This is a genomic window from Burkholderia sp. AU6039 (assembly GCF_002223365.1).
GTDB lineage: Bacteria > Pseudomonadota > Gammaproteobacteria > Burkholderiales > Burkholderiaceae > Burkholderia.
Genome location: NZ_NKFK01000004.1, coordinates 611876 through 625574, shown reverse-complemented (window position 1 = coordinate 625574; position 13699 = coordinate 611876). Strand labels below are relative to the sequence as shown.

The 13699-nt window shown below is 67.3% G+C and carries 15 protein-coding genes; 4 read left to right on the top strand and 11 right to left on the bottom strand.

Annotated elements, in window-relative coordinates:
- Positions 1-118: 118 nt before the first annotated feature.
- From CFB39_RS15580 to kdsD, 11 genes are all read right to left on the bottom strand, one after another.
- Entirely contained in the window at positions 119-754 is a 636-nt protein-coding gene (locus tag CFB39_RS15580; protein WP_089426352.1) for an LON peptidase substrate-binding domain-containing protein, read from the bottom strand.
- 27 nt (positions 755-781) lie between these two features.
- Positions 782-1690, bottom strand: a complete 909-nt coding sequence (gene rapZ, locus CFB39_RS15575; RefSeq protein ID WP_089473581.1) for an RNase adapter RapZ — start codon at positions 1688-1690, stop codon at positions 782-784.
- A 74-nt stretch (positions 1691-1764) separates the two neighbouring features.
- Positions 1765-2733, bottom strand: a complete 969-nt coding sequence (gene hprK / locus CFB39_RS15570; protein WP_011353227.1) for an HPr(Ser) kinase/phosphatase — start codon at positions 2731-2733, stop codon at positions 1765-1767.
- A 129-nt stretch (positions 2734-2862) separates the two neighbouring features.
- On the bottom strand, positions 2863-3402 hold the full coding sequence (locus tag CFB39_RS15565; protein WP_089426657.1) for a PTS sugar transporter subunit IIA: 540 nt from the start codon (positions 3400-3402) through the stop codon (positions 2863-2865).
- 168 nt (positions 3403-3570) lie between these two features.
- Positions 3571-3930, bottom strand: coding sequence for a ribosome hibernation-promoting factor, HPF/YfiA family (gene hpf / locus CFB39_RS15560; protein WP_006477786.1), 360 nt, complete (start codon positions 3928-3930; stop codon positions 3571-3573).
- A gap of 159 nt (positions 3931-4089) precedes the next feature.
- The gene (locus CFB39_RS15555; protein ID WP_089473580.1) at positions 4090-5595 is read right to left on the bottom strand and encodes an RNA polymerase factor sigma-54; all 1506 of its coding nucleotides are present in this window, start codon (positions 5593-5595) and stop codon (positions 4090-4092) included.
- A 159-nt stretch (positions 5596-5754) separates the two neighbouring features.
- Positions 5755-6531, bottom strand: a complete 777-nt coding sequence (gene lptB / locus CFB39_RS15550) for an LPS export ABC transporter ATP-binding protein (RefSeq protein WP_039346017.1) — start codon at positions 6529-6531, stop codon at positions 5755-5757.
- Positions 6528-7193 (bottom strand): lipopolysaccharide transport periplasmic protein LptA, encoded by a 666-nt coding sequence (lptA, locus tag CFB39_RS15545; protein WP_089426349.1) that lies wholly within the window; start codon positions 7191-7193, stop codon positions 6528-6530. Before lptA ends, lptB begins: the two co-directional genes overlap by 4 nt.
- A gap of 20 nt (positions 7194-7213) precedes the next feature.
- Positions 7214-7828 (bottom strand): LPS export ABC transporter periplasmic protein LptC, encoded by a 615-nt coding sequence (gene lptC / locus CFB39_RS15540; RefSeq protein WP_089473579.1) that lies wholly within the window; start codon positions 7826-7828, stop codon positions 7214-7216.
- Positions 7829-7831: 3 nt separating this feature from the next.
- Positions 7832-8368, bottom strand: a complete 537-nt coding sequence (locus tag CFB39_RS15535; RefSeq protein ID WP_089473578.1) for an HAD family hydrolase — start codon at positions 8366-8368, stop codon at positions 7832-7834.
- The gene (kdsD, locus tag CFB39_RS15530; protein WP_039345999.1) at positions 8368-9351 is read right to left on the bottom strand and encodes an arabinose 5-phosphate isomerase KdsD; all 984 of its coding nucleotides are present in this window, start codon (positions 9349-9351) and stop codon (positions 8368-8370) included. Before kdsD ends, CFB39_RS15535 begins: the two co-directional genes overlap by 1 nt.
- Before the next feature lie 125 nt (positions 9352-9476).
- Here kdsD and CFB39_RS15525 point away from each other — a divergent pair, with 125 nt between their 5' ends.
- The 4 genes from CFB39_RS15525 to CFB39_RS15510 all read left to right on the top strand — a co-directional run bounded on the left by CFB39_RS15525 (position 9477) and on the right by CFB39_RS15510 (position 13663).
- The gene (locus CFB39_RS15525) at positions 9477-11483 is read left to right on the top strand and encodes a monovalent cation:proton antiporter family protein (RefSeq protein WP_089426656.1); all 2007 of its coding nucleotides are present in this window, start codon (positions 9477-9479) and stop codon (positions 11481-11483) included.
- Between the two features lie 82 nt (positions 11484-11565).
- On the top strand, positions 11566-12132 hold the full coding sequence (locus CFB39_RS15520; RefSeq protein WP_011353218.1) for an adenine phosphoribosyltransferase: 567 nt from the start codon (positions 11566-11568) through the stop codon (positions 12130-12132).
- A 43-nt stretch (positions 12133-12175) separates the two neighbouring features.
- Entirely contained in the window at positions 12176-12790 is a 615-nt protein-coding gene (locus CFB39_RS15515) for a LysE family translocator (protein ID WP_059233178.1), read from the top strand.
- A 6-nt stretch (positions 12791-12796) separates the two neighbouring features.
- Entirely contained in the window at positions 12797-13663 is an 867-nt protein-coding gene (locus CFB39_RS15510) for an NUDIX hydrolase family protein (protein WP_089473577.1), read from the top strand.
- Positions 13664-13699 lie beyond the last annotated feature (36 nt).

The following is a 13699-nucleotide window of genomic DNA, read 5'->3' as shown; positions in this document are numbered from 1 at the left end:
CGAAGTGGCTGTCTGGGGTGATACAGAAAACGCCGGCCCGGCTTTTCGCCCGGAAGGAAGCCCCTCGGGGGATGCCGTCTCCCGGATAGCTCAGGCAAAGCGACAGGTCCCGGGCACGCTATAACCAGCCATGCCGGTCGAGCACGTGGTGCACGGCGTCGATGCGTGCGCCGACGTCCGGAAACTCCATCAGCTTCTGCCGCGCGCGCAGGTCGAGCGGCAGCAGTTCCGCGAGACGGTTCGATACCCAGCTCGGATCGTCGAGGCGGAACGGTTCGCCGAATGGCATCTTCTCCGGATCGGACTTCTTCAGTGCGTCGATGATGCGCTCGAGCACCTCGGCGCACGAGCCGAACTGCGCGAGTGACTGCTCGCCTTCGAGCGGGATGTCGTCGGGCAGCGGCTCCGCGATGCCGACCAGCAGCCCGTTGCCTTCGACGCGGTACGACAGCAGCTCGAAACGCTGCGTGCCGACCGCCTGCAGGTACAGCATGCCGAATTCACCGGTATCGCATTCGGTGATGCGCGCCATGCAGCCGATGGTCTCCGGCACCGATACGGCGCCGTCCTGCGCGACTTCCGGCCCGCTCTTCAGCAGGCACACGCCGAACGGTGCGTCGTCGCGCAGGCACGCGCGGGCCATGTCGAGATAGCGCGCCTCGAACACCTTGAGCGGGAGCAGGCCCCCCGGAAACAGCACCGTGTGCAGCGGAAACAGCGGCAGGTCGATCAGGGTGGTCGATAGGGAGGACATGGCGCGCGGGCGTTGGGGCGGGCGTCGCTAGGGTCGGTCGACCTCGGAGACGAGCCGCGACGACGCGTCGACATCCACTGGCGCGTCACGATGCCGCACGATCACGTTCGCGTCGTGCGCAAGGCGCGCGGCGAGCGTTTCCGCGATGAACACCGACCGATGCTGCCCGCCGGTGCAGCCAATGGCGACGGTCAGGTAGCTGCGGTTGTCATCGCGGAAGTGCGGCAGCCATTTCATCAGGAACGCATGGATGTCGTCGATCATCTGATGGACGATCGGCAGTGCGTCGAGAAAGGCGATGACCGGCTGGTCGAGCCCGGTGAGCGGGCGCAACTCGTGGTCGTAGTACGGATTCGGCAGCGCGCGCACGTCGAACATCAGGTCGGCGTCGAGCGGCACGCCGCGCTTGAAGCCGAACGATTCGAACATCACCATCAGGTCGTTGTTCTTCTGCTCGATGAAGCGCTTGACCCACGTCCGCAGCGCGTTCGCGCGCAGCGTGCTCGTGTCGATCTGGTGGCCGAATTCGGCGAGCGGCGCGACGAGGTGGCGTTCGCGCTCGATCGCTTCCTCGAGCGACGACAGCAGGCCGACGTCCGCATCGTGCGACAGCGAGCCGGACAGCGGATGGCGGCGGCGCGTCTCGGAGAAGCGCTGGATCAGCGCCTGGGTGCTCGCGTTGAGGAACAGCACGCGCACGTCGTGCTCGCGCGACAGGTCGCGGATCAGGCCGGGCATTTCGTCGAGCGACGCACTCGAGCGCGCGTCGATCGCGACCGCGAGCCGGCGCTGGCCATCCTCGGCGAGGTAGCGGGCGAGTTCGGGGAGCACGTGCGGCGGCAGGTTGTCGACGCAGTAATAGCCTGCGTCTTCGAGCGCGTTCAGCGCGACGGACTTGCCTGAGCCGGAGATGCCGGTGATGAGGACGATGCGCATGGGAAGCAGAGAATCCTGACGTTTCATCATAGCACCGGCTCGACGCGTCGGCGTTGCGTGGCCGGCGCGTGCGGTTACACCAGTTTGCCGGGGAACTGACTGTCGGGATCTTGCATCGCGAGTCGTTGCCGATCCATGAAATCGCGCAACGTGTCGATTCCGCGCAACTGCAGGATCGTGTTCCGGACGGCCGCCTCGACGAGCACCGCGAGGTTGCGGCCGGCCGCGACCTGGATCGTGACCTTGCTGATCGGCAGGCCGAGCACGTCGACGGTCTGGCTTTCGAGCGGCAGGCGCTGGAATTCGCCGTCGGGGCGCCGCACGAGCTGGACGATCAGCTTCAGCTTCATTTTCCGCCGCACGGCGGTTTCGCCGAAGATCGTCTTGATGTCGAGCAGGCCCAGACCGCGCACTTCGAGCAGGTTCTGCAGCAGCGGCGGGCAGCGCCCTTCGACGAAATCGGGGCCAAGTCGAACGAAATCGACCGCGTCGTCGGCGACGAGGCCGTGGCCACGGCTGATCAGCTCGAGGCCGAGCTCGCTCTTGCCGAGGCCCGAATCGCCGGTCAGCAGCACGCCCATCCCGAGGATGTCGATGAACACGCCGTGCAGCGTCGCGCGCGGCGCGAGGATGCGCGACATGTAGAGCCGCAGGCTGTCGATCACCGCGGCGGCCGACATGGGCGTGGTGAACAGCGGGGTCGACGAGCGCGTGCAGCGCAGCACGAGTTCGGGCGGCGCCGCGGCCCCGCCGGCGACGACGAGGAACGGCGGCTCGAGCGCGATCAGCTCGGCCATGTGGCGCGAGCGGTCTTCGTCGGTTTGCCGCTGGTAGTAGTCGATTTCGGCTTCGCCGAGCACCTGGATCCGGTTCGGGTGGATCAGGTTCAGGTGGCCGACGAGGTCGGCGCTCGAGGTTGCATTGCCGACGGTGTCGGCCGAAAAACCGCGCTCCCAGCCTTCATGCCCCGTCAGCCAGCTCAGTTTCAGCGTGGCCGCGTTGTCGTCGAAGATGCTCTGGGCGTTGATGCTGGACGTATCCATGACTCTCGTCACTCCAATGGGCCGGTGCGTGCGCGCGGCGACGGACGTCGCCATGCCGGGCCGGCGCCGGGCGGCCCTGAACGGCGGCGTGTGCCGCCGCGTACGGGAAAATATTCCGCCCGGATCAACTCAAGGTTGCCACTGAGTGAGCAGGCGATGCAACTCGGCGATATCCGTTTCGTTGTGCAGACGCTCGCGCGCGTCGCGATCGGACAGCAGTTGCGCGATTTCCGACAGGATCTCGAGGTGCTGCTGGGTGGCTTGCTCGGGCACGAGCAGGAAGATCAGGAGACCGACCGGCTGGCCGTCGGGGGCTTCGAACGGGATCGCATCGGCGAGCCGGACGAACGCGGCGAGCGGGTGCTTGAGCCCCTTGATGCGCCCGTGCGGAATCGCGACGCCTTCGCCGAGCCCGGTCGAGCCGAGGCGCTCGCGCGCGAACAGGTTGTCCGTGACGGTGCTGCGGGCGATGCCGTTCTGATTCTCGAACATCAGCCCGGCTTGTTCGAACACGCGTTTCTTGCTGGTGACTGAGAGGTCGATGACGACGTTCTCTATGGGCAGGATTTTGGCTAGGCGATTCATGTTGGCAGGCGATTGGGCGGCCTGGGGTCTCCTTGCGGCGGCAGACTGACTATCCATGTTCGGCGATATCAAGGCGTTCGGCATCGGCAACCTGCAAGGCAGCTACCGCATCCAGCGCCCCCCGGCGATAACCGGAACATTATAGAGCACAGCCGCGTGCGTGGCGCAGCGCGGACGGACCGGTTGCACCCCTGCGCGGAGTCGCAAAAAAAACGCCCGGCGAACCGGGCGACGTGTGTGTTGCGGTGAAGGTTACTGCGGCGGCAGTTCGATCTGGTCGATCGATGGTTGAAGCTTGATCGGGTCGTGCGCGTGCGTTTGCAGACGCTCCATGTGCTTGACGACCTGGCGATCCAGCTTGTCGATCAGCAGGTCGATCGCTGCATACAGGTTACCGTTCGCGCTTTCGACGAAGATGTCCTTGCCCTTCAGGTGCAGGTTGATTTCCGCGCGCTGCTGCTTGTCCTTTTCCTTGTGGTTGTCGACCGAGAGGATCACAGTGCCATCGATCACCTGATCGCTATGCCGTAGCACCCGGTCCAGCTTGGTGATCACGTATTCGCGAATTGCAGGCGTGACTTCGAGATGATGTCCACTGATCTTCAGGTTCATAGTGCTTCTCCAAGCGAGTGACCACCCGGCCGCATCGAGGCGGCGCTCCGGTCGACTTGCCCGTGCCGCACGAAGGCGGCGTATCGCGGACAGGTCGCCCGGCCTGTTCCCCGTGTGCGCGGTGGTCGGGACACGCCTGCCGCCGGGCAGGCAGCAGGCTTAAAGAGACTTGCGCAGATTCACTGCCGGGATCTTGAGGGCTTCGCGATACTTCGCAACCGTGCGGCGCGCGACCACGAATCCCTGTTCTGCCAGCAGCTCGGCAATGCGGCTGTCCGAAAGTGGCGATTTAGGGTCTTCAGCTCCTATCAGTTGCTTGATGAGGGCTCGGATGGCTGTCGACGAAGCGGCGCCACCGGTGTCGGTCGAGACGTGAGATCCGAAGAAGTACTTAAATTCAAGCGTCCCGAACGGGGTCAGCATGTACTTCCCGGTTGTCACACGGCTGACAGTCGACTCGTGTAGGCCCAGCGTATCAGCAATTTCCCGCAAAACCAAGGGGCGCATGGCAATTTCACCGTGCGCAAAGAAGTTCTTTTGACGCTCGACAATGGCCTGCGCGACACGCAGGATCGTGTCGAAACGCTGCTGGATGTTCTTGATCAGCCAGCGTGCTTCCTGGAGCTGCTGCTTGAGCGAACCGGCCGACGGATCGCCGCGGCTGTTGCGCAGGATGTTCGCGTAAAGGTTGTTGATCCGCAGGCGCGGCACGACCTCCGGATTGAGCTCCGCGAGCCATCCCTGGCCGGCCTTCTTCACGATGATGTCGGGTACGACGTAGTCGGCCTCGGCCTTGCCGTATGCGGCGCCGGGGAACGGCTCCAGCGAGCGGATCAGCGTGTGCGCGTCGCGCAGCGCGTCGTCGCTCGCCTTCAGGTGCTTGCGCAGCCGCGTGAAGTCGCGGGCGGCGAGCAGCTCGAGATGCTGCGACACGATCTCGAGCGCGAGCGTGCGTGTCGGGGACGGATCGAGGCGCAGCAACTGCAGCTTCAGGCATTCGGACGCCGAACGGGCACCGACCCCGGCCGGATCGAAGCTGTGCAGCAGCGCGAGCGCCGCGTTGAGTTCGTCGCAGTCGATCTCCAGCTCGGGCGGCAGGTCGGCGAGCACTTCATCGAGCGTGGCGGTCAGGTAGCCGTCGTCGTCGAGCGATTCGATCAGGAACATCACGAGCGCGCGGTCGCGCGGGCCGGCCTGCGTGACGCGCAACTGCGCGGACAGGTGGTCGCGCAGCGACGTCGCCGCTTCCTGCACCTGCAGCGGCGGGAGGTCGTCGTCGTCGGATGCGCCGCTCGAGCGGCCGTATTCGTCGAGGTTCCACTGCGGGCCGTCGTTGCCGTCGCCGGATGCATAACCGTCGTATTCGTCCGCGCCGGCCGGCTCGTCGCGCTCGGCACGATCGCTCGACGAACTGCTGCCGTTGGTCACAGCGGGCTCGGTGTTCTGCGCGGGAGGCGTCTGCGCGATCAGCGATCCGTCCGCAGCAACACGCAGCGGGCTCGCGATCCATTCATCCTCGTTCTCGAGCAGCGGGTTCTGCGCGACGGCCATCGCGACTTCCTGCTGCAATTCGAGCGTCGACAACTGCAGGAGCCGGATCGACTGCTGTAGCTGGGGCGTCAGCGCCAGATGTTGCGACAGGCGGAGTTGAAGGCTGGCTTTCATGGCAAGGAGGGAGTCATACCGGCAGTTTGCCACGACCCAGGCGCGTTGAGCCATCCGCGATTACGCGCGGCGCGCCGCCCGGCCGCGGGCATGGCCGCGAAGCGGGGCGCGGCCCCGCGCGGCGACGCCGGGCGGGGTGCAGCCAGCCACGAGGAGGAGTTACATCCGGAAGTGTTCGCCGAGGTACACGCGGCGTACGCTTTCGTTTTCGATGATTTCGCTCGGCGCACCGGCGGCGAGCACCGAGCCGTCGCTGATGATGTAGGCGTGGTCGCAGATGCCGAGCGTTTCGCGGACGTTGTGATCGGTAATCAGCACGCCGATGTTACGCTGCTTCAGGAACTTGACGATCTTCTGGATCTCGAGCACCGCGATCGGGTCGACGCCGGCGAACGGTTCGTCAAGCAGGATGAAGTTCGGGTTGGTGGCCAGCGCGCGCGCGATTTCGACCCGGCGCCGTTCGCCGCCCGACAGCGACAGCGCGGGATTCTCGCGCAGGTGGGCGATCTGCAGCTCGTCGAGCAGCGCTTCGGCGCGCGACGAGATCGCGTCCTTCGACAGCCGCTTGCCGTCTTCGCCGTGCTGCAGCTCGAGCACCGCGCGGATGTTCTCCTCGACGGTCAGCTTGCGGAACACGGACGCTTCCTGCGGCAGGTACGACAGGCCGAGCGACGCGCGCTTGTGGATCGGCAGCAGGCTGATCGAGCTGCCGTTCAGCGAGATCTCGCCGGCGTCGAGCGGCACCAGGCCGACGATCATGTAGAACGACGTGGTCTTGCCGGCGCCGTTCGGGCCGAGCAGGCCGACGACTTCGCCGCTTTTCACGTCGAGCGACACGTCCTTGACGACCGTGCGCGAGCCGTAGCGCTTCTTCAGGTTGCGGACGACGAGCGAGCTCGTCGTGCCGGCCGGCTGGCGGTTCGGTAGCGCGTTCATTGGCCCGGCGCCCCCTGGATCGTGGTCGACGGCGACAGCTTTGCCGGCGCGCCGTTCAGCGGTGCGGGCCCGCCGTTCTTCGGCGACAGCATCGCGCGCACGCGGCCGTTCGGGTTGCCCGGCGCGGCGACGTCCTTGCCGCCCTTCGCGGTGTAGAAGTCGCGCTGGCCGTCGTACGTGATCACGCTGCCGTGCACGGTATCGGCGACGGTCGACGTACCCTGCAGGCGGCGCACGGTCGCGGCGGTGGTCAGCGTGGTCAGGTCCTGCTTGCCGTCGTAGTCGATGCGCTCGGCGTCACCGTCGATGTACTCGTCGAGGCCTTCGCGCTTCTGGCGGAACGTCGCGTGCTTCTTGCCGCTGCCGAACGAAGTGGCGTACTGATAGCCTTCCGGGTCCTGGCGCACTTCGACGCGATCGCCCTTGATGATGATCGTGCCCTTCGTGATCACGACGTTGCCGGTCGCGACCGTGACCTGCTTCAGGTCGTCATAGGTCAGGTTGTCGGCCTCGACGTTGATCGGCTTGCCTTGGTCGGCCTTCTCGGCATGGGCGAGCGGCGCCAGCCCGACCAGCGGGAGCGCCACGAGCGTCGCGGCAAGCGCGGCGCGGACGGCGCGCGCAGCGCCGCCGGAAATCTGTCGAGGGAACGATTCGTTCATGCAGTCACGTGAGGGATGCGTCACTTGGGTTGAGCTTTCGAGCCGCCGGACGTGTCCTGCGCGGCGATCGTGCCGCGCACGTTGCCGTAAAGCTCGATGACCCGGGTGACGTTGTTGTACTTCATGCCGTCGGTCGCGTTGACGAGCGACAGGCCGCGCTGAAGTTTAACCGGCTTTTCGGTCTGGATCACATCGTCATTGACGAAGATCCGGAAATGCTGGGAATCAGCCTGCATCTGCGGATCGCCGCCGCCGGCCGCGCGCAGGATGCGCGCGTCGTCGTACAAGTCGACGATCGACACGTCGCCGTTGACGGTGCCGCGCTTCGAGGTGGTCGTCACGACCGGCTTGCCGGGCTGGAACGCGCGCATGGCCGGATCGGTCAGGTCGCTGTCTTCGGTGTCTTCGTAATGGACCAGCTTCGCGGCCGTCAGCCGGTACTGGGTCGCGCCCGACTGGTCGAGCTCGGTGACCGAGAAGTTGTCGGCGAAATAGTCGGGCGTGTGGCGCTTCGGCTGCACGGTGCCCTCGCCGGGCGGCGGCAGCGTGGCCTGCAGCAGCCACCAGGTGATGCCCGCGAGCGCGGCGACCGCGACGAGCGGCAGCAGCTGGGTCCAGCGGAAATGCGTGTTCATCCGTCAGGCTCCGCAGGCGGCCGCGAGCAGCGCGTCGTAGCGGCGCTGCGCGCGCAGGATCGCGTCGCAGACCTCGCGGACGGCGCCATGGCCGCCGCGGGCCTCGGCCACCCAGTGCGCGCGGGCGATCACCTCGGGGTGCGCGTTCGCGGGGGCCGTCGCGAAGCCGCAGCGCAGCATCACGGGCAGGTCGGGCCAGTCGTCGCCCATGTAGCCGCACTGGTCGGCGGTGAGGCCGAGCGAGGCGATCAGGTCGGTGAACACGGCGAGCTTGTTCTCGACGCCCTGGAACAGGTGCGCGATCTTCATTTCCTTCGCGCGCGCCGCGACGATCTCCGAGCGGCGGCCCGTGATGATCGCGGTCGCGATGCCGGCTTCGCCGAGCAGCTTCACGCCGTGGCCGTCGAGCGAATTGAACGACTTCATCGCGTCGCCGGCCGCGGTAAACAGCAGGCCGCCGTCGGTCAGCACACCGTCGACGTCGAAAATCATCAGCTTCACGCGGCTCGCGCGTTCGGCCGCAGTCAGCGCTGCGCTCATCAGATCACCTTCTTCGAAAACAGGTCGTGCATGTTCAGCGCGCCGATCAGCACGCCGTCGGCATCGACCACCAGCATCTGGTTGATCCGGTGGCGCTCCATCAGTTCCACGGCCTCGACCGCCAGGTGATCCGGTGCAACCGTGCGCGGGTCGCGCGTCATCACGTCGGTGATCGGCAGCGTGCGGAAGTCGCCGTCACGCGCGAGCACGCGGCGCAGGTCGCCATCGGTGAAGATGCCCGCGACCTTGCCGCCGGCGTCGACCACGGCGGTCATGCCGAGGCGCTTCGCGGTGATCTGGAACAGGGCGTCCGACAGCGTCGCGTCGAGCCCGACGGACGGGACGTCGTCGCCCGAGCGCATCACGTCGCGCACGTAGGTGAGCAGGCGCCGGCCGAGCGCGCCGCCCGGGTGCGAGCGCGCGAAATCCTCGGAGCCGAAGCCGCGCGCGTCGAGCACCGCCACGGCGAGCGCGTCGCCGAGCGCGAGCGCGGCGGTCGTGCTCGCGGTGGGCGCGAGGTTCATCGGGCAGGCCTCTTTCGAGACCGCGGCGTTCAGGTTCACGTCGGCGAGCGTGCCGAGGCTCGATTCCGCGCGGCCCGTGATCGCGATCAGCTTCGCGCCGATCCGCTTCACGAGCGGCAGGATCGCCACGAGTTCTTCGGATTCGCCGGAATAGGAGATGCCGATGAAGACGTCGTCGGAGGTGACCATCCCGAGGTCGCCGTGGCTGGCCTCGGCCGGGTGGACGAAGAAGGCCGGCGTACCGGTGCTGGCCAGCGTGGCCGCGATCTTGCGGGCAATATGCCCCGATTTGCCGATACCGGACACCACCACGCGGCCGCGGCAGCCGAGCAGCAGCGCGACGGCCTGGACGAAGCCGCCGTCGAGCTGGTCGCGCAGCGCGCGCACGGCGTCCGCCTCGATGTCGAGCACGTCGCGGGCGAGCGCGAGCGCCCGGTCATCATTGATTTTCGCTATCATGCGCGGAGTATAGCAAAGGCGTTTGTTCGCCGCGCCGGGCCTTCGGACTCGTCCGAGGTCGCCTGACCACCGCCACCACCCGCGCCCGCATTGCCGTGGCCCCGACGAACGAGGACGCTTCGCCCGTGATTTCCCCGCTCGAAATGACCCTGCTGCTGCTGCTGGCCTCAGTGGTGGGCGTCGTCGTATTCCGCTCGTTGAACCTGCCGCCGATGCTCGGCTACCTGACCGTCGGCATCCTGGTCGGCCCGCATGCGTTCGGCATCGCCGCGGATCTGGAGCGGGCCGAGCATCTCGCGGAATTCGGCGTGGTGTTCCTGATGTTTTCGATCGGCCTCGAGTTCTCGCTGGCGAAGCTGAGGGCGATGCAGCGGCTCGTGTTCGGGCTCGGGCTGCTGCAGGTCGTCGCGACGCTCGTGCTCGCGCTCGTGCTCGGCATGCTGTTCGAGCACTGGGTGCACATCACGTGGCAGGGCAGCATCGCGCTCGGCGGTGCGCTCGCGATGTCGTCGACGGCGATCGTGTCGAAGATGCTCGCCGAGCGGCTCGAGATCGAGACCGAGCACGGCCGCAACATCTTCGGCGTGCTGCTGTTCCAGGATCTCGCGGTGGTGCCGCTGCTGATCGTGATCGCCGCGTTCGGCGCCGAATCGTCGAAGGACCTCGCGATCACGCTCGGCTTCGCGGCCGTCAAGATCGTGATCGCGCTCACGCTGCTGCTGGTCATCGGCCAGCGCTTCATGACGCGCTGGCTCAACGTCGTCGCACGGCGCCGCTCGCAGGAACTGTTCGTGCTGAACCTGCTGCTCGTCACGCTCGGCGCCGCATTCATCACCGACCGCTTCGGCCTGTCGCTCGCGCTCGGCGCGTTCATCGCGGGGATGCTGATCTCCGAGACACCGTTCCGCCATCAGGTGGAGGAGGACATCAAGCCGTTCCGCGACGTGCTGCTCGGCCTGTTCTTCGTGACGACCGGGATGCTGCTCGACCCGCGCGTGATCTGGGAGCACCCGTTCCTCGTGCTCGGTTTCTTCGTCGGGCAGATCCTGTTCAAGGGGACGATGATCGCCGGGCTCGCGCGGCTGTTCGGCGCGACACCGGGTGTGGCGATGCGCACCGGCATCGGGCTCGCGCAGGCCGGCGAATTCGGCTTCGTGCTGCTGAACCTGATCCTCGACCGGCATCTCGTCGATTCGACGCTGCTGCAGGCGATCCTCGCGTCGATGCTGCTGTCGATGCTCGCGGCGCCGTTCCTGATCCAGAACGCCGACCGGATCGTGATGCGGCTGTCGTCGACCGAATGGATGCAGCAGTCGCTGCAGATGACGCGGATCGCGACGCAAAGCCTCAAGCAGCGCGGCCACGTGATCATCTGCGGCTACGGCCGTGCAGGGCAGAACCTGGCGCGGATGCTCGAACAGGAAGGCATTTCGTACGTCGCGCTCGACCTCGACCCCGATCGCGTGAGCGCGGCCGCGGCGGCCGGCGAATCGGTCGTGTTCGGCGACGCGGCGCGCCGCGAGTCGCTGCTCGCGGCCGGTATCCACCGCGCGGCAGCGGTGGCGATCACCTATGCGAACACGCCTTCCGCGCTGCGCGTGCTGCATCACGTGCACGAACTCGAGCCGACGCTGCCGGCAATCGTGCGCACCGTCGACGATGCCGATCTCGAGAAGCTGCTGGCGGCCGGTGCGACCGAGGTGATTCCGGAGATCGTCGAGGGCAGCCTGATGCTGGCGTCGCACACGCTGGTGCTGGTCGGTGTGCCGATGCGCAAGGTCGTGCGGCGCGTCGAGGAGATGCGCGACGAACGCTACAGCCTGCTGCGCGGCTATTTCCGCGGCGCGGACGACGCGGACGACGACGACCACGAGCAGGTGCGGCTACAATCGGTGCCGGTCGATGCGCGCGCGGACGCGGTCGGGCGTTCGCTGGAAGAACTGGGGCTGTATGCACTCGGGCTCGAAGTCACGGCGATTCGCCGGCATGGTATCCGCGGCGTCGAACCCGATCCGCAAACCAAGCTGCGCGCGAGCGACATCGTCGTGCTGCGCGGGCTGCCCGAGGCGCTCGCGCTCGCGGAGGAGCGGCTGTCGCGCCATCGGCGCGAACCGCCAGCCGCGGCCGCCTGAGCCGCGCCTGGTTTGATAACCTGACCCGTATTTATTCGAAACGGTGCCCGATCTTCGCGCACCGTTTTTTTCGGAGAGTTTCATGCCGCATTCGTCGTCGGGCGCACCGCTCGATCCGGTCGCCTTCATCCACAGCCAGATCCGCACGGTGCCCGACTGGCCGCAGCCGGGCGTGATGTTCCGCGACATCACGACGCTGCTGCAGAGCCCGAAGGCGCTGCGCATCCTCGTCGACCTGTTCGTCGAGCGCTATGTCGATGCGAAGCTCGACTACGTCGCGGGCCTCGATGCACGCGGCTTCATCATCGCGCCGATCGTCGCGTACGAGCTGAGCGTCGGCTTCGTGCCGATCCGCAAGGTCGGCAAGCTGCCGTACAAGACGCGCTCGGAATCGTACGACCTCGAATACGGCAGCGCGACGGTCGAGATCCATGAAGATGCGTGCCGCCCCGGCGACCGCGTGATCATCATGGACGACCTGATCGCGACCGGCGGCACGATGATGGCGGGGCGCAACCTGCTGCAGCGGCTCGGCGCGGAAGTCGTCGAAGGCGCGGCGATCATCGACCTGCCCGATCTCGGCGGCTCGGCGCTGCTGCGCAATGCGGGACTGCCGGTTTATACCGTCACCGAATTCGCCGGCCACTGAACGCCGGCCAGCCTGAGCTTCCACGTTACGCAGCGAGGTCACGATGCCCAACTTCATGCTGTTTCTCGCCACGTCCATCGCGATCACGTTCGCGCCGGGGCCCGACAACCTGCAGGTGCTCGCACGCGGCATCTCGCAAGGCCGCGCGGCCGGCTTCGTCGCCGCGCTCGGCTTCACGGCCGGGATCCTGTTCCACACGACGCTCGCGGCGCTCGGCGTCGCGGCCGTGCTGCGTTCGTCGCCGGTCGCGTTCCAGATCCTGAAGCTCGCGGGCGCCGCTTACCTCGTGTGGATCGGCATCAAGGCGCTGCGCAGCCAGGGACTCTCGAATGCGCATGCGCGCCCGCCGCAGCCGCTCGGCACGATCTTCCGGCAGAGCGTGATCGGCAACCTGATGAACCCGAAGGTCACGCTGTTCTTCGTCGTGTTCCTGCCGCAGTTCGTCGATCCGCACGGCGCACAGAGCGTCACACTGCAGATGTTCGAACTCGGCGCGCTGTTCATGCTGCAGACGGCCGCGGTCTTCTCGCTGTTCGGCGTCGGCGCGGGCATGATCGGCGCATGGCTGAAGCGCCGCCCGAAGGCCGGCGTGTGGCTCGACCGGATCGCCGGCGCGACGTTCATCGCGATCGGCATCCGCGTGGCGCTGAAGGACTGACCGACGATGACGTTTCCGTGCATTGCGGCTGCGCGCCGCTTCGATCCCGCTGCGCACCTGCGTTTCGAGATTGCCGGCCAGGCGGTCGGCTGGGTGCGCCGCGAGGACGTCGCGATGCTGGCGCGCTGGCCCGACGTGTTCGAGCTGGCCGATGAGCGCGTCGTGCTGTCGGCGCGCTACGACTCGGTCGACGCACGCAGCATGGCGCTGGCGAGCGCGATCGGCGCGCTCGCGGCCGAAGGCGCGATTCCCGGCTGGCGCGACGAGATCTACGCGATCCGCAACCGCTTCGACGATCCGCCGCTCGCGTACATCGAGCGCGCCGCGTCGCGCTTCTTCGGCACGCAGACTTACGCGGTGCATCTGAACGGCATCGTAGAATATGCGGTTGCGCCGGGCGAGCCGTCCGCCGCGACCGTCCCGCAGATGTGGCTCGGCCGCCGCAGCGAGACCAAGGCAACCGACCCCGGCATGCTCGACAACGTCGTCGCCGGCGGAATCGGCTGGGGCCTGGGCGTTCACGAGACGCTCGCGAAGGAATGCTGGGAAGAGGCCGGCATTCCGGCCGAACTGGCCGCGCGCGCGATCGCGGGCCGCGCGGTGCAGGTGCTGTGCTCGCTGCCGGAAGGCACGCAGTCCGAACTGATCTTCGTGTACGACCTGCCGTTGCCGCGCGACTTCGCGCCGCGCAACCAGGACGGCGAAGTGGCCGAGCACCTGCTGGCCGGCGTGCCCGAGGTGATCGGCTGGCTGCGCGCCGGCCGCGCGACGATGGATGCGAGCCTCGCGACGCTCGACACGCTGCTGCGCCACCGCTGGATCCCGGCGGCCGACGCGGCGGGCATCGACGCCCTGTTCGCGCCGGCCGCGTGACGCGTGCCGCGCACGCAGCCTGGCGGCGCGAACGGG